Below are 17,049 nucleotides of genomic sequence, written 5' to 3'. Positions count from 1 at the left end.
GATTCGATCTCTGACGTTCGCAATAAGACGACCAAGATCGCCGTTTGCCAACGGCTTCCGGACCGTCGAACCGGCCTGCGAGCCCCGCTCCACCTGGCTTTACGCGATCAGTTGGCTTGCGCCGCGCGTTGTTGCAGCACGTCGACGGCCGGCAGCGTCTTACCCTCGAGGAATTCGAGGAAAGCGCCGCCACCGGTCGAGATATAGCTGACCTGATCGGCAATGCCGTACTTGGCGATGGCGGCGAGCGTGTCGCCGCCCCCGGCGATCGAGAACCCCTTGGCGGCGGCAATGGCGCGCGCCAGCGTCTCGGTGCCGTGACCGAATTGGTCGAATTCGAACACGCCGACCGGACCGTTCCACACGATGGTGCCCGCGCCCGCCAGTTGCTCGGCGAGCTTGGCGGCCGTTTGCGGGCCGATGTCGAGGATCATGTCGTCGGCGGTCACGTCGGCGGCAGCCTTCACCGTTGCCTGCGCCGTGGCACTGAATTCCTTGGCGCACACAACGTCCGTCGGGATCGGCACCGACGCGCCGCGCGCTGCCATGGCGTCGATGATCGCCTTCGCCTCACCGACCAGATCGGCCTCGGCGAGCGACTTGCCGATGGGCAGACCGGCGGCCAGCATGAACGTGTTGGCGATACCGCCGCCCACGATCAGTTGATCGACCTTGTCGGCGAGCGTCTTCAGAATGGTAAGTTTGGTCGACACCTTGGAACCCGCCACGATGGCCACGAGCGGACGGGCCGGGGCGTTCAGCGCCTTGCCGAGCGCTTCGAGTTCGGCGGCGAGCAGCGGGCCGGCACAGGCGACCGGCGCGTACTTGGCGATGCCGTGCGTCGTGGCTTCGGCGCGGTGAGCGGTGCCGAAGGCATCGTTCACATAGATGTCGCACAGCTTGGCCATCTTCTGCGCCAGTTCGTCGTTGTCCTTCTTCTCGCCCTTGTTGACGCGGCAGTTCTCCAGCAGCACAACCGTGCCCGGCGCCACGTCGAAGCCGCCGTCGACCCAGTTAGCAATCAGCTTCACGTCGCGGCCGAGCAGTTCCGACAAACGCTTCGCCACCGGCGCGAGCGAGTCGGCAGGCTTGAATTCGCCTTCGGTCGGACGGCCCAGATGCGAGGTGACCATCACGGCAGCACCGGCGTCGAGCGCCATCTGAATGGCCGGCACCGAGGCACGAATACGCGTGTCTTCCGTGATACGGCCCTCATCGTCTTGCGGCACGTTCAAATCGGCGCGAATGAAGACACGTTTGCCTGCCAGGCGGCCTTGAGCAATCAAATCGGAAAGACGTACGACGGAAGCCATGAGAATCCGGAATAAATAGTGGGAAAAACATGCATTTTAACTGATCCCACCCGCCGGTTGCCCATTTTGGAGCTTGGGGGTTCTGCCTACAGAAACAAGCGGCCGAGCGTGTACACGGCCATGCCGACGACGATCATCTCGATCATGTTGCGGCGCCAGACGAACCAGCCCGTGGCCGCCACGGCCGCCGCCAGCTTGTGGTTGCCCAGATGCAGCGCGAACTGGTGATCGAGCAGCAGCACCTCAGGCACCACGATCACGGCGAGCGCCGCCGCCGGAGCGTAGCGCAGCGCGCGTTGCAGCCGCTGCGGCAACGTCACCCGGTCGCCCGCGAGCAGGAAGAAGGTACGGGTGACGATGGTGATCGCCGTCATCGCCACGAAGGCAAACCAGATCTCGAAGGTGCTCATGAGCGCCGCTCCCCTGTGGCACGGTTTTTCGCACTCTCTTGTGCGTCATCGCGCGCCCCCACGTGCGCGCTGCCGTCGTTCGCCGCCGCTTTCGGACTCGCCAGGGCAAGACGCTTCGCGTGCCGCGCGGTCAGTTCGTCGCAGACCATACCGGCGGCGAGCGCACCGAACACCCCGAGCACGAGGTTGAGGCGATAAGGCAGATCGAACGCGAGCAGGCCGATGACCGACGCGAGCGCGACGGTCAGCAGGGTCGAGCGGCTCGTGATCGTGTGAACCATCATGGGAATGAGGGCGAGCGTGCCCGCGAATCCCAGCCCCCAGCTATCGGGCACGAGCGCGCCGAGCATGATGCCGAGGATCGACGACACATGCCAGACGGCCCAGTTGCTGATCGTGATGCCGTAGTAGGTCCCCTCTTTGCCCGGTACATACCCGCTCGCGAAGTTCTGGTTCATGAACATGACGAAGCCGAGATCGCCATTCACGTACCCGAGCACGATGCGCCGAGGCAGCGACAGATAGGAGAAATGAGGCTGGAGTGCGGCACTGAAGATCACGAAGCGCAAATTGACGATGCCGACCGTGAGCAGGATCGTCCACAACGGCATGCCGGCAGCGAATAACGGCAGCGAGGCCAACTGAGCGGAGCCCGCGTAGAGCATCAGGCTCATGCCGATGGCCTGCGGCACTGTCAGTATCGACTTGCTCATGGCGACCCCGGTCACGAGTCCCCACGAGAAGATGGCAGGCAGGAGCGGCGAAATAATGCGGAAACCGGCCGCGAACCCTTGACGTTCGGCGGCTGGCAGACGAAGCATTGGCATGGTCTGTTGGGGGGCAAGCGCCGAAGCGTCCGGCACAGTGTCTGGCATTGCGGGGCAAAGCGGTCCCGACGGCGCCCGGCACGCCCGAAATGGCCGCTAGCGGCCATGGCACCCGCCAGGGTTGCCGGAGTATCTCCTGAATATATTCATCGTTGGCGGCGGGCGACAGCCCATTATAGCTATGGTAAATACTTGCTTACTACGTTACCGGCGTATATCTGTTCGTTTTTGCAGGTGCAACACGCGAGGTGTCGCATACGCGCCACGCGGTGGGTTCTCTGTGAGGCCGAAACGGGTAGGCGGCGCGTCTGCTGGCGCTGCGAGCCATCCGCAAAGGGCTGCGGCTGCTTTACAATAGCGTCTTTTGGTGGGCAGACAGCCAGCGGTTTCATCCTTGGCGCCGGCCCTGCAATCCCCGAAATTCCGAATACCCATCACGGTCCGAACCCCATGAGCGAAGTCAAACAAATGCCGGTCGTCGAAGTCGGCGCCGAAGATCTGCCTGTGCACTGCCCGAATCCGAAGATGGAAGCCTGGAGCGCCCATCCGCGCGTGTTCATCGATGTGACCCACGGCGAAGCGGCTTGCCCGTACTGCGGCACGCGCTATCGTGTAAAGGCGGGTGTCGTGCTCAAGGGCCACCACTGAGCCGGCTGCCGTTGCCCCGACCGGTCAGGCGCCGTGCCAAGCTGGCGCAATGCGCCGCCCGGTCGCCTGTCCGTTTCATCGCTACGCTTAACGTTTTGAGTCTCCGCCACGATGCATAAAGCCTTGGTGATCGCCCCCAACTGGATTGGGGACGCGCTGATGGCGCAGCCGTTGTTCACCCTGCTCAAGCGTCTGCATCCGCGTCTGACCATCGACGCGATCGCGCCCGGCTGGGTCGCCCCGGTTCTGGAACGCATGCCGGAGATTTCGCGCGTCGTCGCTACCGACCTCGCGCACGGCAAATTGCAGCCGCTCGAGCGCTACCGGCTCGCGAGCGTGCTCGCCGACGAGGGTTACGACGCCGCCTATGTGCTGCCGAACTCCCTGAAGTCGGCGCTGATTCCGTGGCTGGCGCGCATTCCGTTGCGCATCGGCTACAAGGGCGAGCAGCGCTACGGCCTGCTCAACGTGCGCCACGCCAATCCGCGCAAAGACGAGCGCCCGCCGATGGTGCGGCACTACGCTGCGCTCGCGTTCGCCCCCGGGGCCAAGCTGCCCGAGACGCTGCCCACACCGCGCATTGAGGCCGATCTGAACGAGTCGGCCCGTGTCTTCGCGCGCTTCGGCCTGGATCTGCGCGTGCCGCTCGTGGTGTTTTGCCCAGGTGCCGAGTTCGGGCCGGCCAAGCGTTGGCCGCCGGGTCATTTCGCGCAGTTGGCCCAGTTGGTGCGCCGCTCGTTCCCGTATGCGCAGATCGTCGCGCTCGGCTCGGGCAAAGATGGCGCACTGGCACAGCAAATCGCCCTGGACGCCCCGTTCGTGCGCAATCTGTGCGGACAGACGTCGCTGGCCGAAGCGTGCGCGCTGCTGGCACGCGCCAATGCCGTGGTGAGCAACGATTCGGGGCTGATGCACGTGACGGCGGCGTTGCGCCGCCCGCAGATTGCCCTGTTCGGTTCGTCCGATCCGCGCCACACTCCGCCGCTGTCCGACCAGGCGCATATCCTGTGGCTACAATTGGAATGCAGTCCGTGTTTTGCCCGCGAATGTCCGTTGGGCCATACGCGCTGCCTCAACGAGCTGATGCCTGAGCATGTGTTCGCGAATGTGCGCAACATTCTGCTCACGCAGCGCTGATCCAGCCTACGGCGGAGCCGCGTTCAGCCCGATCCCGGTAACACTCAACGGTAAATTCTCATGCCACGTTTTGTCCGTCTGTTCGATGCCGCCGGTGAGACCATCATCGCTTTTTATGACGCGCTGAGCCGTGGGCAGACGGATCGCGTGATGTCGCTTTGGGCCAACGAGGATTTCGTCAGCTACATTCGCGCCGACGGCACCCGCTGGGACGGTCTGGAACAGATTCGCAGCGGTCTGGTTGCCCAGTTCTCGCAAAGCGTGGTGCTAATCGATTCGCTGGACACGACCGAGTACGACACCGTCGGCACGGTCATGCACACGGCGACCGAAGCGATGCGCGTCGGCAAGGAAGACGCCGGTCAGACGGTCGCCCAGCTCATCCACACAACCTATGTGCTGGTGCATGAGCAAGGCGACTGGCGCTTCGCCCATATCCACTCCAGCCCGTTGCCGCCGCAAGCCGTTGAGCAATTCAGCCTGATGATGCACGCGCGTCCGGATGGGCTTCACTGACCGGTACGGTACGACGATGACGGCGCGTCAGGCGACGTTTCTTCCCCTGGACTACCAGCCGCCGCGGTGGCTGCCCGACGGGCACAGCCAGACGATTTACCCGGCATTGCTCGGCCGCCGCCCGTCGGTCGAATTCCGGCGCGAGACGTGGGACACGCCCGACGGCGACTTCGTCGATGTCGACTGGCTAGTCGCCCCGCCTGCCGCAGAGAAATCTCCGCCCGCCCCCGAAGGTCTGGTCGAAACGCCGCTCGTCGTGCTGTTTCACGGCCTCGAAGGCGGCTCGGGCAGTCACTACGCCCGCACCTTGATGCGCGAGGTCGAAGCGCGGGGCTGGCGTGGTGTGATCCCCCACTTTCGCAGTTGCAGCGGCCGCATGAATCACGCGCCGCGCTTCTATCATTCAGGCGACAGCACCGAGGTCGACTGGATGCTGCAACGGTTGCGCGCGAACACCTCGGGCCCGATCTTCGCGGCCGGGGTGTCGCTGGGTGGCAATGTGCTGCTGCGCTGGCTGGGCGAGCGCGAGGGGCATGCAACGCAGGTGGTGAGTGCCGCGTGCGCGATTTCGGCACCGCTCGATTTGCGGGCGGGCGGACTGGCGCTCTCGCACGGCTTCAACATGGTGTACACACGCAATTTTCTGGGCACGCTCAAGAAAAAAGCGCTCGTCAAGCTCGACCAGTACCCTGGGCTTTACGACCGGCACCTGATGATGGCCGCGCGCGATCTCGGCGAATTCGATCATGTGGTAACGGCGCCATTGCACGGTTATCACAGTGCGTTCGATTACTACACGCGCGCGTCGAGCAAGCCGATTCTGCCGGCAATCGAAGTGCCGACGCTGGTGATCAATGCGCGTAACGACCCGTTCCAGCCCGCCAATGTGCTGCCCGGCCAGGACGATGTCGGGCGTTATGTCCAGTTGCTGCAACCGGCCAACGGCGGGCACGTCGGCTTCATGAGCGGTCCGTTTCCCGGCGGCATGACGTGGATGCCGCGCACGGTGCTCGACTACTTCCGTCAATTTCTGCCGAGTGCGGCCTGAGGATGCACCATGGATGAAATCGTTCGACAGGCGATGGCCAAATGGCCCAACGTACCGGATTGCTACGGCTGGCTCGCCCTCGACCGGCGCGGACAGTGGCGCATGCGCGATGAAGCGGCGCAGGCGGCGGGCACCGCCGGCGATCCGATCCGTCATGCGGCATTGATCGCGTTCATTGCCCGCAACTATGCTAGCGACGACGCCGGGCGATGGTACTTCCAGAACGGGCCGCAACGCGTGTACGTCTCGCTCGCCTATGCGCCGTTCGTGGTGCGGCTCACGTGGGACGCCGCCGCGAACGACGGCCGCGGCGCGCCGGAGCTGACGGACCAGTTGGGGCATCGGTTCGTGCCGCAGGCGTGTCTGCTGGACGAAGACGGGAATGTGGCGTTCGTGGGTGCGCCATCCGGCGGCGGGGGAGATGGCACGACGGTGGAAAAAACGCAGAGGAGCGCACCGCTCGCGTTGCTGCACGATCACGACATCGATCTGCTCACGCAGGTGTCCGATCTGGCGCAAGCCTTCGAGATCGAGCAAACGTCGGACGACACCGCCGACGCCAAAGGTGCAGTACGACTGCATTGGCGCAATGGCACCTCGCTGCCCTTCGCGACCGTTCACGCCGGCACTCTGCCGCAGGCCTATGGATTCGAGCGCGATCCGCAGGCCGACGGTCAAGGGGCATGATTTCGTTACGCCGCGCCGTCCCGCGCCATAGGGTCAGCCTCGTCAAACGCTTCGGGATATCGGTCGGTATAGAACGTCTCAACGGCGTCGCCTGCGTCATTCTCGGCAAGTAGTTTCCACGGCTCACTTGCGAGGCACGACGACAGCGCAGCGATGGCAACCAGGCCGCCATACAACCACCATCGCCCGTCCAAGGTATCGGCTGAATAGGTGACGCCGTACAGCGAGAACGACAGCATGCTCGCCATCTGTGTCGTCAGCAACGTTGCACTGGCGACTCTGATACGTACGGAAGATGGCATCGCGATCACGCGCCGGTCGATGCCGTTCATAGACAGGCATGCGCCGAACACGCCCGCTGACATCAAACTCGCCCCCAGCAAGACGACGCTGTCTGCAACGGTTGCGACTGCGAGGCTAATGCCCAGTGCCGCCCAAATCACGACATAACCCAACCTTCGTCGCAATACACCGGAGAGGACCGGGTGAAAAATGACGACGCCCGCGATCGATCCAACGACGAATATCGCGATCAGCCAACCCGCCTGCGATGCCGGCAATGCCGCCTGTTGCACGAGTTGAGGTATCAACATCGGCACAATCCCCGCCGTCGCGACACCAAGCAACATATCGCAGAGCGTGAAGCATCGTTCTGCCGGCAGCCGGACTTTCAATGCGAATCCGGCAAACGCGCGACGAAACGCCACGCTTATAGTAGCGGGGGCCGATGTTCCAGGGGGACGCGACGTCGGGAGTCTTGGCAGTCGCGGCAAAAGGAGCAGCGCACAACACCCGAGCGCTGCGACGCACCATAAAGCGTATTGTCGGGGAAAGAAAAGTAAAGCCGTACCGGCCAATAATGGCCCACCGATACGACCGAGATTGGCCGTGACTCGCTTCAGGCGAAATGCGGCTAACACGCGGGTCTTCTCGACAGTCTCTGCCGGATAGACACCAAGCAGCGGCTGCACGACGGCGAAGGCCACCACGGCAATCATGTCGTTCAGTATCCAGAAAGTGACGCCATGCGTTACGCCCGCAATGACCATCCGCGATATGCCTGATAGCGCGATGGTCACGCACGCGCACTGCATGACCCGGCCACGCGGCAAACGCTCCGTCCATGAGGCCGCCACCGGCAGTGCGATGACGGCACACGCGGCAAGCGCAATCTCATACGCCACGACACCTGCGGTGCCGAAACGGTCGAGCAACACGATGGGCACCATCGCGTTCCACATACCGAGGTAGGCCGCGAGGAGGAAATCCAACGACAGGTAAGCGAAGAGTGGAGACACGGTGTGAGCCGGGAGAATCGCCACGACCGAACGTAGATCGTGGCGACCATGAGGCGAAAATTAGTGAGAAGCTACGAAATGCTCAACGTTTGCGTCGGCCATATCGACACCAAATTGATTCAGCAACCGCTTATGCATTTCGTTCAGATAGACATCCCTATGCTCGGAAAAATACTTGGCATCAAACCAGCGCACGCCAAAATGCAGAGTATTTCCTCGAACCCCGACTGGATTTTGCCAATCGTACTGGACGTCCTCCTCCGGCCTCAAACTCAGCCTAAGATCAGACTTTCGAATCTCTTCAACACATTGGTGCAGACTATCGCGATCACGGAATTTGATTTGGCATTTAGTCAACGCAACCACCGGCTTGTTGATGAACCGCTCATTGTCTATCACGACTTCGTAACTGCAATTCTCTATACTTCACCCCACTCCGTGAATATTGGTCGAAAAGCTCGCGGCGAGAATTCACTGCGAGGCAAGCACGGTACCGTGTCGTCATACTCGCCAAAGGGGGCACTGTTCGCAATGGGGAATGTCAGAATCCCAAATAGGTAAGATCCGAACTTTCCATCTTGTTTCGATCCTACAGAATCATCATTCAATGGACCACTAAAAGATGGTGATCACCTTGCTTTGCATACTGCGTATAGATCGCAAATTTCGAAAGCTTCGAAGCGTTGTTTTTGCGCTCAACCCAACGATGTACGTAACTACGCGGTATGCACCCCTCACCCGAACTGCTTGTTGAAGTCCTTCTCGTCTTCCTTGTCTTCCCGGTAGCGACGCTGGAACTCGTGCAGTCGGGCGTCGATCGTCGACATCTCGTAGAAATCGGCGTCGCCCGCGTCGCGTGCGAGTTTCAACTGACTGATGGCCGCCATCCACTGGCCTTGCAGCGCGTACTGCTCGGCTAACGCGGCGTGCTGACGCGCCTGCCTGCCACCCGCAGCCCATGCCCCTGCGAGAGCCCGCCACCAGATCGGCTCGCCGCGATAGCGCTCCACCTGCGCCTGGAGGAACTTCGTCGCCTCGGGAATTCGCTGGCTGGCGACCAGCGCGTCTGCATAGGCCATGTCGGCAGCCTGAGACAGCGGGAACGCGGCGCGCGCCTGTGTGGCCATCTGCAGCGCTTCTTGCGCGTGCCCCGACGAGCGTGCGATATCCGAGGCCAGAACAGCCAGACTCGGCGTACCCGGCCCGGTGCCACCGAACGCCGCACGCGACTTCTCAAGCGCCTCGCGTGCAGGCTCCCAACGGTGCTGCTTGAACTCCGCGAGCGCCACCGCATACCAGGCCCCCGCCACACTCGGCGCAGTCTGCGAACGGATCGCCGTGCGTTGTGCCTCGGCAATCGTCGCGAAATCGCTCGCCGACTTCTGTTGCAGGACCAGCGAACGCGCACGCACAAATACATACTCGGGCGACTGTTCGGGCTGGCGATATCCGGCGTTGCGCGAGCGATTGAGCATGTCGGCAATGCGATCGGTCGTGAGCGGGTGAGTCCGCACATATTCCGGCACACCGGCTTCGTTGATGGAGTCCGCACGTTGCAGGCGCTCGAAGAACGTCGGCATGGCATACGTGTCGAATCCCGCCGCCTGAAGCAACTGGAAGCCCACGCGATCGGCTTCGCGCTCCGCATCGCGCGAGAACCGCAACTGCCGGTCGACGGCCAGCCCCTGCCCGCCCATCGCGATCCCCATGCCGAGATCCGAGCTGCGTGCGCCGATCCCGGCGAGCAAACCGAGCAGCAGGCCGCCAAGCGCAATCCACGAGTTCTGAGACTGCTGGCCGAGCATCCGCGCGATGTGATGTTGCAGAACGTGACCCGTCTCGTGTCCCACGACCGACGCCAGTTCCGACTCGGTGCGCGTGGTCACGATCAGTCCCGTGTTGATGCCGATAAAGCCGCCGGGCAGCGAAAAGGCGTTGATCGCGGGATCGCGCACAACGAAGAACTCGAAGCTCTGACTGGCGTCAAGCCCGACTTTGCGCGTGGCCGACACGAGCTTGCTGCCCAACGCATTGACGTAATCGGAGAGCAGCAGGTCGGACAGATAATCGGGATCGGCGCGAATCTCGCGCATCACGCGCTCGCCCAACTTGCGCTCCATGGCGGGGGAGAGATCGGAAGCCGAACTTTGGCCCAGCGTAGGCAGCGACTGCGCCGCAGCCTGCGTCGGAAGCACGGCCGCGGCAAACGTCGCCGCGGTCATGACGGGAAGCATCGCCCACGCGAAAACGCGCCGCCAGCGAGCATCAACGCGCGTGCACCGATCTGACGGACGTGAACGCCTCGACATGACGGTCATGCGCGCCATGAGCGACGTGACGAGAAAAAGCGAAGCACGGGAATCATGCGGGATATGCCAATGGAGGCGCTGAACGAACGTGACGAACGCGTCATGGAAATGGGCGCCGCGTGGCGCTGATCATTCGGGGCTGCTGCTATGATAGCAGCCAGACGTGGACGTTCCGCGGCATCGACCGAACGTCCGGAATGCAGACGAAACATCGCCGAATTCACGCTCGCGAGCCGCGCAACTGTGCCCCCTCGTGCCAGAACTTCCGCAATACCTTCTCAGCATCGACTCATGGCAGAACTCACCCATTTCGACACCGCCGGACAGGCCCACATGGTTGACGTCGGCGGCAAGGACAGCACGCATCGCATCGCAGTCGCGCGCGGCACCATTCTGATGAAGCCGGAAACGCTCGCGCTGATTCGCACCGGCACGGCCAAAAAAGGCGACGTGCTGGGCATCGCACGCATTGCGGCCATTCAGGGCGCGAAACGAACCGCCGATCTGATTCCGCTGTGTCATCCGCTGGCACTCACGCGCGTGACGGTGGAGTTTCTGGTGGACGACGGCGCGAACGCCGTGCATTGCCGCGCGCAGGTCGAAACCATCGGCCGCACGGGCGTCGAGATGGAAGCCCTCACGGCCGTTCAGGTGGGCCTGCTGACGATCTACGATATGTGTAAAGCCGTCGACCGCGGCATGACCATCACCGACGTGCGCGTGCTGGAAAAGCACGGCGGCAAGTCGGGCGACTGGGTCGCGCAGGACTGAGGCGGCATCAGGAACGCGACGCCGTCCACTGCACCGCCAGAATGCTCGCGAACACCATCGCGAGCCCAACGAATGCGACACCCTTGATCGCCTGACCCAGCAATACCCAGCCCAGCACCACGGCGGTCAACGGGCTCAGCAAGCCGAGCGACAACACCGCCACCGGCGCCAGACGCGCAATGCCGCGAAACCACAACGCATAAGCCAGCAGCGCCCCCGCGATCGATAGATACAGGTAGCCCAGCGTCTGCCACATCGTGAGCGCGGGCAGCGGCGCATCGGCCAACCATGCAACGGGCGCGAGCATCAATCCCCCCAAGAGCAATTGCCATCCCGTGAGGGCGAGCACCGGCATGTCCAGACGCCACCGGCGCGTGAGATAAGTGCCCATCGCCATACTCGCCGCGCCCGCCAGCGCTGCCAGAATACCCACCGGCTCGAACACCGTGCCCGGCGACAGCAACAAAACGCCCATACCGACAACGCCCGCGAGTGCCGCCCAGGCCGTCGTCGCCAACGGGCGCCGCTGCTCCACGCCCCACGCCAACCCCATCACCAGTAACGGCTGAATCGCCCCGACCACGGCCGCCAGCCCGCCCGGCAAGCGATACGCCGCCACAAACAGCAATGCCTGGAACGCGCCGATGTTGAGTGCCGAGAGCACCACCAACCGCCCCCAATCGCGACGCGCGGGCCAACGCCGTGCGTAAAGCAGCAACAGCAGACCGGACGGCAGCACACGAATCAACGCCGCCGTAAATGGCCGGTCCGGCGGCAACAGTTGCGTTGTCACGATATAGGTCGAGCCCCAGATCATTGGCGCCAGCGCCGTGAGCAATGCATCGGCCCAACGGATCGGCAACGGGGAAGTTGTAGTCGTCATCGCCATTTATCTTCAATTCAAGATAAATGGCAGTTTGGTATCCTTTTACCTTGAAGTCAAGATAACTGGAGTCACCCATGGGAAACCGGCCAAAGGGAAGCCGCACAACGCGCGCAGCAACTGAGCCCCATCAGACGGCGCAGCTCGAAGAGAGGCATGGCGATGCCGTCGACAGCATCCTCGCGCAATGGCATCGCGAGCGCCCCGATCTGGATGTGTCGCCGATGGGCGTCATTGGCCGCCTCAAGCGCTGCGCGGCGCTCATCCAGCAGCAACTCGATGTCACGTTCGCCGAGTTCGACATGAGTGGGTGGGAATTCGACATGCTGGCGACATTGCGTCGCTCGGGCGCGCCCTATCGTCTCGCACCGACCGCCTTGTTCTCGACGCTGATGGTGACCTCGGGGACGATGACGCACCGGCTGCAACGTTTGGAAGCGCGGGGCTGGATTGCCCGCGTGGCCAATCCGGACGATGCCCGCAGCACGCTGGTGCAACTGACTGCCGCCGGATTCGCACTGATCGAACGCGCCGTCGAGGCGCACGTCGCCAACGAGCATCGAATGCTGGCGCCGTTGCCGAAAGCGGCCCTCGCGGACATCGAGTCGGGCTTGAGCGTCTGGTTGCACGCGCTCGAAAACGGGCATTGAGCAAGACGGCGGCGCCACAGTACGGCCCGCCGCCTCACATCGCGTCAGGCATGCATCATGCTGCCGCGGCCACCTTCCCGACGCGCTGGCGTTGCGGCCAGAAGTACCACACTGCCCCCAGCACCTGCAGCACGATCAGCACCGTCCACGCAGAGAAGTGCGCCTGTGTACTGTGCGCGGCATAAGCCCCGAGCATGGCCCCCACGCCCACCTGACAAAAGAAGATCAGCAGGAAGATGACTAGCGTGAGCGAGGTATTCACACGTCCGATCAGGGTACCGTGGAAGTGCTCTGCGAGCACCGCGTACGACAGAATGCCCGAGCCGCCGAAGATGCCATACGCCGCCCACAGCCAAACCGGCGGAATCGGCGCACGCATCATCAGCAGTGACTGCACGACAACGAACAGCACCATGCCGACGCCGGAAAACGCGAATACGCTCACACCGCGACGCTCGAGCCAGCGCGCAGCCGCACCGAAGACCACGCTGCCGCCCATCATCGCAAGCCCCACGACCGACACCAGCGACGCCGCCTGCACTTCCGACAGCCCCTCTACATCACGCATGAACGGCGCCATCCAGAGCGATTGCATCGCATAGAACACGCCCTGGGTGATACCGGAGAGCGACGTCACTTTCCAGAACATACCGCTTCCCAGCACCTGACGAACCCCCTTGAGCGCCTCGAACAGGCCTCCTTGCGCATGTGAACCCGGTTTCTCCGGCGCACCGAACCACAGCGCGACCGACATGAAGACTGTCAGCGCCGACAGTCCGAATGACACGATGCGCCAGTCCGTTAGCCCAAGCAGCCAGTTCAGCGGCGTGCCGACCACAACACCGCCCATACCGCCCACGGCCATCACCAGACCGTTGAGCAATGGCAGACGCGCCACCGGAAACCATTGCGCCAGCGCCTTGAACGCACTGCCCAGACACACCGACACGCCCACGCCGATGAGCAGGCGTCCCACCATCAGCGCGCCGACGCCGTGCGCCAGACCGAATAGCGCAGCGCCGGCAGCCGCCAACAGCAGCACGAGCGACGCCACCCGGCGCGGGCCGAATTTGTCGAGCAGCACGCCGGCAGGCAATTGCGCGCCCGCGAAACCAAGGAAATAAAGGCTCGTCAGCAAGCCGAGATCGGCGGGCGAGAGACCGAGTTCGCGTGTCATAAATGGTGCAAACCCAATGTTCACACCGCGATACACGTATGAGACGAAGTATCCGCAGGCGAACAGCACGAAGATGCGAAGTGCTTTCGACATGAAGCCATACCCAAGTAAATTGCTCGGGTATGGATTGTCGGCGGAACGACGCCATGAATCCAACGAAACCTTTGCGCGCACATTGTGAGTAGAATTTGACATCATGTTCAAACACCTCCCTCCCCTCCAATCGCTGCGTGCGCTTGAAGCGGCTGCGCGCCACCGCAGCTTTACGCGTGCGGCAGAGGAATTGAATTTGACGCACAGTGCGGTGAGCCATCACATGCGCTCCCTCGAGCAGCAGCTCGGCACGGCGCTGTTCCGTCGCGTGGGCGCCCGGATGGTACCGACGAGCGTCGGAGCGCGTCTGGCAGAGCGGGTGCGCATCGGTATGTCGGAACTCGACGAAGCGATCACCGAAGCGCGGGCAGGCACGGCGCCTGGGGCGTCGCCGGCCACGGTGCGCCTGGAAATCAGTGTGATGACCGATCTGGCGGCACAGTGGCTGATACCCCGGCTCGACCGCTTTGGCGAACAGCACCCCGGCATCGACCTGATGGTGCGAATTCACGCAGACATTGCGGCCCCCGACCCGTATTCGGTCGACGTGGGTATCTGGCATCAACGCGTGGAAGAGACAGGATTCGTCACGCGCAAACTGCTCGACGACTACGTGATTGCCGTATGCCATCCCGACCTGATCGCACGCGTGCCGGGGTTCACTATTGCGGATACGGACAAACTGCCGATGCTGCGCTTCGCACATCGATCGTGGCGCGACTGGCAAGTCGCTGCGGGTTTGCCACCGCACGAACCCACGCGCGGACCGATTTTCGACGATTCGGGGTTGCTCTTGCGGGCGGCGATTGCCGGACAGGGCGTCGCCACGACACGCAGTTTGCTCGTGCGCGATGCGCTCGCAGCGGGTGAGTTGGTGCAAATCGGCGATGTGCGCATTCCGCCGAGCCTCGAATATCACGTGAATTGGCGGGAAAATCATCCGCGCGAGCGCGCGATTCACGCCTTCTGGCAGTGGCTGCAGGACGAGATCGCCGCCACGACACCGCTCGTCGCACCGCGCATCCGAGGCGGCAACGACAGTGCACCTGACGCTGCGACATCCACTCAGGCATAAAAAAAACGGCAACGAATTCCGGAGAACTCGTTGCCGTTTGGTGCGGGCTTCAACCGCGGAATCGAAGATTCTGTGGCGAAGCCCGGCGACCCGGCATTCGGGGTGCCTTGCGCCCCCCCGTCATGCAGTCTCTTGCGAGACTTACATGCCCATGCCCATGCCGCCCATACCGCCCATGTCACCCATGCCGCCAGCCATCGGAGCATCTTCCTTCGGCAGTTCGGCAACGGCGCAGTCGGTCGTGAGCAGCAGGCCCGACACCGAAGCGGCGTTTTGCAGTGCGGTGCGGGTGACCTTCGTCGGGTCGACAACGCCCATTTCCACCAGATCGCCGTACTCGCCGGTCGATGCGTTGTAGCCGTAGTTGCCCTTGCCGGCAATTACGTTGGCCACAACGACGCTGGCTTCTTCGCCGCCGTTGGCGACGATCTGGCGCAGCGGCTCTTCCATGGCGCGCAGAACGATCTTGATACCGGCGTCCTGGTCAGCGTTGGCGCCCTTGATGTCGGCCACGGCCACGCGAGCGCGCAGCAGTGCAACACCACCGCCGGGGACAATGCCTTCTTCCACGGCAGCGCGGGTAGCGTGCAGTGCATCTTCCACGCGAGCCTTCTTTTCCTTCATTTCGACTTCGGTCGCAGCGCCGACCTTGATCACGGCAACACCGCCGGCCAGCTTGGCCACGCGCTCTTGCAGCTTTTCACGGTCGTAGTCGCTCGAAGCTTCTTCGATCTGAGCACGGATTTGCTTGACGCGCCCTTCGATGTTTGCGGCTTCACCGGCACCGTCGATGATGATGGTGTTTTCCTTGCCGATTTCGATACGCTTGGCTTGACCCAGCTCGTTGAGCGTGGCCTTTTCCAGCGTCAGACCGATTTCTTCGGCGATGACTTGGCCGCCCGTCAGGATGGCGATGTCTTCCAGCATGGCCTTGCGGCGGTCACCGAAGCCCGGAGCCTTGACGGCGCAGGTCTTCAGAATGCCACGGATGTTGTTCACCACCAGCGTTGCCAGGGCTTCGCCCTCGACGTCTTCCGCGATGATCAGCAGCGGACGGCCAGCCTTGGCGACTTGCTCGAGCACCGGCAGCAGATCACGGATGTTCGAGACCTTCTTGTCGAACAGCAGGACAAACGGGTTCTCCAGGATCGCGACTTGCTTTTCCGGGGTGTTGATGAAGTACGGCGAGAGGTAGCCGCGGTCGAACTGCATACCTTCGACGACGTCCAGCTCGTCTTGCAGCGACTTGCCGTCTTCGACGGTGATCACGCCTTCCTTGCCGACCTTGTCCATCGCCTTGGCGATGTAGTCACCAATCGAGGTGTCGCTGTTGGCCGAGATCGAGCCGACTTGTGCGATTTCCTTGTTGGTCGTGCAGGGCTTGCTGATCTTGCGCAGTTCTTCGATGGCGGCAGCAACGGCCTTGTCGATACCGCGCTTCAGGTCCATCGGGTTCATGCCCGAGGCCACGAACTTCATGCCTTCGCGCACGATCGACTGGGCGAGCACCGTTGCGGTGGTGGTACCGTCACCGGCGTTGTCGCTGGTCTTGGAAGCCACTTCCTTGACCATTTGCGCGCCCATGTTCTGGAGCTTGTCCTTGAGTTCGATTTCCTTGGCGACCGACACACCGTCCTTGGTCACGGTCGGGCCGCCGAAGCTGCGCTCGAGCACGACGTTACGGCCCTTCGGGCCCAGGGTCACCTTGACGGCATTGGCGAGGATGTTGACACCCTCGACCATCTTGGCACGAGCGGCATCGCCGAAAACGACTTCTTTAGCTGCCATTGCAATAACTCCTTGAATACTTTACGTAAGATGTCTGGGGGCAGACAGACTTAGGCGGCCACGACGGCCATGATGTCTTCTTCGCGCATGACCAGCAGTTCCTGGCCATCGACCTTGACGGCCTGGCCGGCGTACTTGCCGAACAGAACACGGTCGCCCACTTTCACGTCGAGTGCGATCAACTTGCCTTGATCATCGCGCTTGCCCGGGCCAACCGCCAGGATCTCGCCCTGATCCGGCTTTTCAGCAGCGGCGTCAGGGATCACGATGCCCGATGCGGTCTTCGTTTCGTTGTCCAGGCGCTTGACAATAACGCGGTCATGCAAGGGACGAAGGTTCATTACAAGCTCCTCTTTCTCTCAGTGTGAGATCGTCAAAACTAAATATGCAATCATTTGCATATTGGGTGAATTCATGGC

18 protein-coding genes are annotated in these 17,049 nt (G+C 62.7%); 9 read left to right on the top strand and 9 right to left on the bottom strand.

The window, feature by feature from the left end; genetic code table 11:
• Positions 1-107 precede the first annotated feature (107 nt).
• The 3 genes from C266_RS07770 to C266_RS07760 all read right to left on the bottom strand — a co-directional run bounded on the left by C266_RS07770 (position 108) and on the right by C266_RS07760 (position 2,544).
• Positions 108-1,313 carry a phosphoglycerate kinase gene (locus tag C266_RS07770; RefSeq protein WP_010808466.1) on the bottom strand — a complete coding sequence of 402 codons (1,206 nt, stop codon included), beginning with the start codon at positions 1,311-1,313 and terminating at the stop codon, positions 108-110.
• An 86-nt stretch (positions 1,314-1,399) separates the two neighbouring features.
• On the bottom strand, positions 1,400-1,723 hold the full coding sequence (locus C266_RS07765) for an AzlD domain-containing protein (protein ID WP_010808465.1): 324 nt from the start codon (positions 1,721-1,723) through the stop codon (positions 1,400-1,402).
• Entirely contained in the window at positions 1,720-2,544 is an 825-nt protein-coding gene (locus C266_RS07760) for an AzlC family ABC transporter permease (protein ID WP_010808464.1), read from the bottom strand. Before C266_RS07760 ends, C266_RS07765 begins: the two co-directional genes overlap by 4 nt.
• Positions 2,545-3,000: 456 nt before the next feature.
• Between C266_RS07760 and C266_RS07755 the strand changes: the two genes are divergently transcribed.
• From C266_RS07755 to C266_RS07735, 5 genes are all read left to right on the top strand, one after another.
• A complete protein-coding gene (locus C266_RS07755) occupies positions 3,001-3,198 on the top strand; it encodes a zinc-finger domain-containing protein (RefSeq protein ID WP_010808463.1) in 198 nt (65 codons plus the stop codon).
• Between the two features lie 111 nt (positions 3,199-3,309).
• Positions 3,310-4,335 (top strand): lipopolysaccharide heptosyltransferase II, encoded by a 1,026-nt coding sequence (gene waaF / locus C266_RS07750; RefSeq protein ID WP_010808462.1) that lies wholly within the window; start codon positions 3,310-3,312, stop codon positions 4,333-4,335.
• Positions 4,336-4,395: 60 nt separating this feature from the next.
• The gene (locus C266_RS07745) at positions 4,396-4,851 is read left to right on the top strand and encodes a nuclear transport factor 2 family protein (RefSeq protein WP_010808461.1); all 456 of its coding nucleotides are present in this window, start codon (positions 4,396-4,398) and stop codon (positions 4,849-4,851) included.
• 16 nt (positions 4,852-4,867) lie between these two features.
• Positions 4,868-5,899, top strand: coding sequence for a YheT family hydrolase (locus tag C266_RS07740; protein ID WP_036662111.1), 1,032 nt, complete (start codon positions 4,868-4,870; stop codon positions 5,897-5,899).
• 9 nt (positions 5,900-5,908) lie between these two features.
• Complete coding sequence (locus C266_RS07735; RefSeq protein ID WP_010808459.1) at positions 5,909-6,586, top strand: DUF2946 family protein; 678 nt, start codon at positions 5,909-5,911, stop codon at positions 6,584-6,586.
• A gap of 5 nt (positions 6,587-6,591) precedes the next feature.
• Here C266_RS07735 and C266_RS07730 read toward each other — a convergent pair whose 3' ends face one another.
• Positions 6,592-7,827 (bottom strand): MFS transporter, encoded by a 1,236-nt coding sequence (locus C266_RS07730; RefSeq protein WP_036662052.1) that lies wholly within the window; start codon positions 7,825-7,827, stop codon positions 6,592-6,594.
• Positions 7,828-7,947: 120 nt separating this feature from the next.
• Between C266_RS07730 and C266_RS07725 the strand changes: the two genes are divergently transcribed.
• Positions 7,948-8,445: a hypothetical protein gene (locus C266_RS07725; protein ID WP_144265746.1), complete on the top strand. Its 498-nt coding sequence runs from the start codon at positions 7,948-7,950 to the stop codon at positions 8,443-8,445.
• Between the two features lie 173 nt (positions 8,446-8,618).
• On the opposite strand, the gene C266_RS07720 is transcribed toward C266_RS07725, so the two are convergent.
• Positions 8,619-10,106: a M48 family metalloprotease gene (locus tag C266_RS07720; protein ID WP_246831156.1), complete on the bottom strand. Its 1,488-nt coding sequence runs from the start codon at positions 10,104-10,106 to the stop codon at positions 8,619-8,621.
• A 378-nt stretch (positions 10,107-10,484) separates the two neighbouring features.
• Here C266_RS07720 and moaC point away from each other — a divergent pair, with 378 nt between their 5' ends.
• Entirely contained in the window at positions 10,485-10,964 is a 480-nt protein-coding gene (gene moaC, locus C266_RS07715) for a cyclic pyranopterin monophosphate synthase MoaC (RefSeq protein WP_010808455.1), read from the top strand.
• 7 nt (positions 10,965-10,971) lie between these two features.
• Here moaC and C266_RS07710 read toward each other — a convergent pair whose 3' ends face one another.
• Positions 10,972-11,847 (bottom strand): EamA family transporter, encoded by an 876-nt coding sequence (locus tag C266_RS07710; RefSeq protein WP_010808454.1) that lies wholly within the window; start codon positions 11,845-11,847, stop codon positions 10,972-10,974.
• Between the two features lie 77 nt (positions 11,848-11,924).
• On the opposite strand from C266_RS07710, the gene C266_RS07705 reads away from it, so the two are divergent.
• Positions 11,925-12,497, top strand: coding sequence for a MarR family winged helix-turn-helix transcriptional regulator (locus C266_RS07705; RefSeq protein ID WP_010808453.1), 573 nt, complete (start codon positions 11,925-11,927; stop codon positions 12,495-12,497).
• Between the two features lie 55 nt (positions 12,498-12,552).
• On the opposite strand, the gene C266_RS07700 is transcribed toward C266_RS07705, so the two are convergent.
• Positions 12,553-13,767 carry a nitrate/nitrite transporter gene (locus C266_RS07700; RefSeq protein WP_010808452.1) on the bottom strand — a complete coding sequence of 405 codons (1,215 nt, stop codon included), beginning with the start codon at positions 13,765-13,767 and terminating at the stop codon, positions 12,553-12,555.
• Between the two features lie 103 nt (positions 13,768-13,870).
• Here C266_RS07700 and C266_RS07695 point away from each other — a divergent pair, with 103 nt between their 5' ends.
• A complete protein-coding gene (locus C266_RS07695) occupies positions 13,871-14,842 on the top strand; it encodes a LysR substrate-binding domain-containing protein (RefSeq protein WP_010808451.1) in 972 nt (323 codons plus the stop codon).
• A 141-nt stretch (positions 14,843-14,983) separates the two neighbouring features.
• Here C266_RS07695 and groL read toward each other — a convergent pair whose 3' ends face one another.
• Both groL and groES read right to left on the bottom strand, forming a co-directional pair.
• Positions 14,984-16,630, bottom strand: coding sequence for a chaperonin GroEL (groL, locus tag C266_RS07690; RefSeq protein ID WP_010808450.1), 1,647 nt, complete (start codon positions 16,628-16,630; stop codon positions 14,984-14,986).
• Between the two features lie 50 nt (positions 16,631-16,680).
• Positions 16,681-16,971, bottom strand: coding sequence for a co-chaperone GroES (gene groES, locus C266_RS07685; protein WP_010808449.1), 291 nt, complete (start codon positions 16,969-16,971; stop codon positions 16,681-16,683).
• Positions 16,972-17,049: the final 78 nt, after the last annotated feature.

Source organism: Pandoraea sp. SD6-2 (assembly GCF_000389825.1).
Taxonomy (GTDB): domain Bacteria; phylum Pseudomonadota; class Gammaproteobacteria; order Burkholderiales; family Burkholderiaceae; genus Pandoraea; species Pandoraea communis.
Note: the sequence above shows the minus strand (reverse complement) of the source record. Positions and strands in the feature narration are given on the sequence as shown.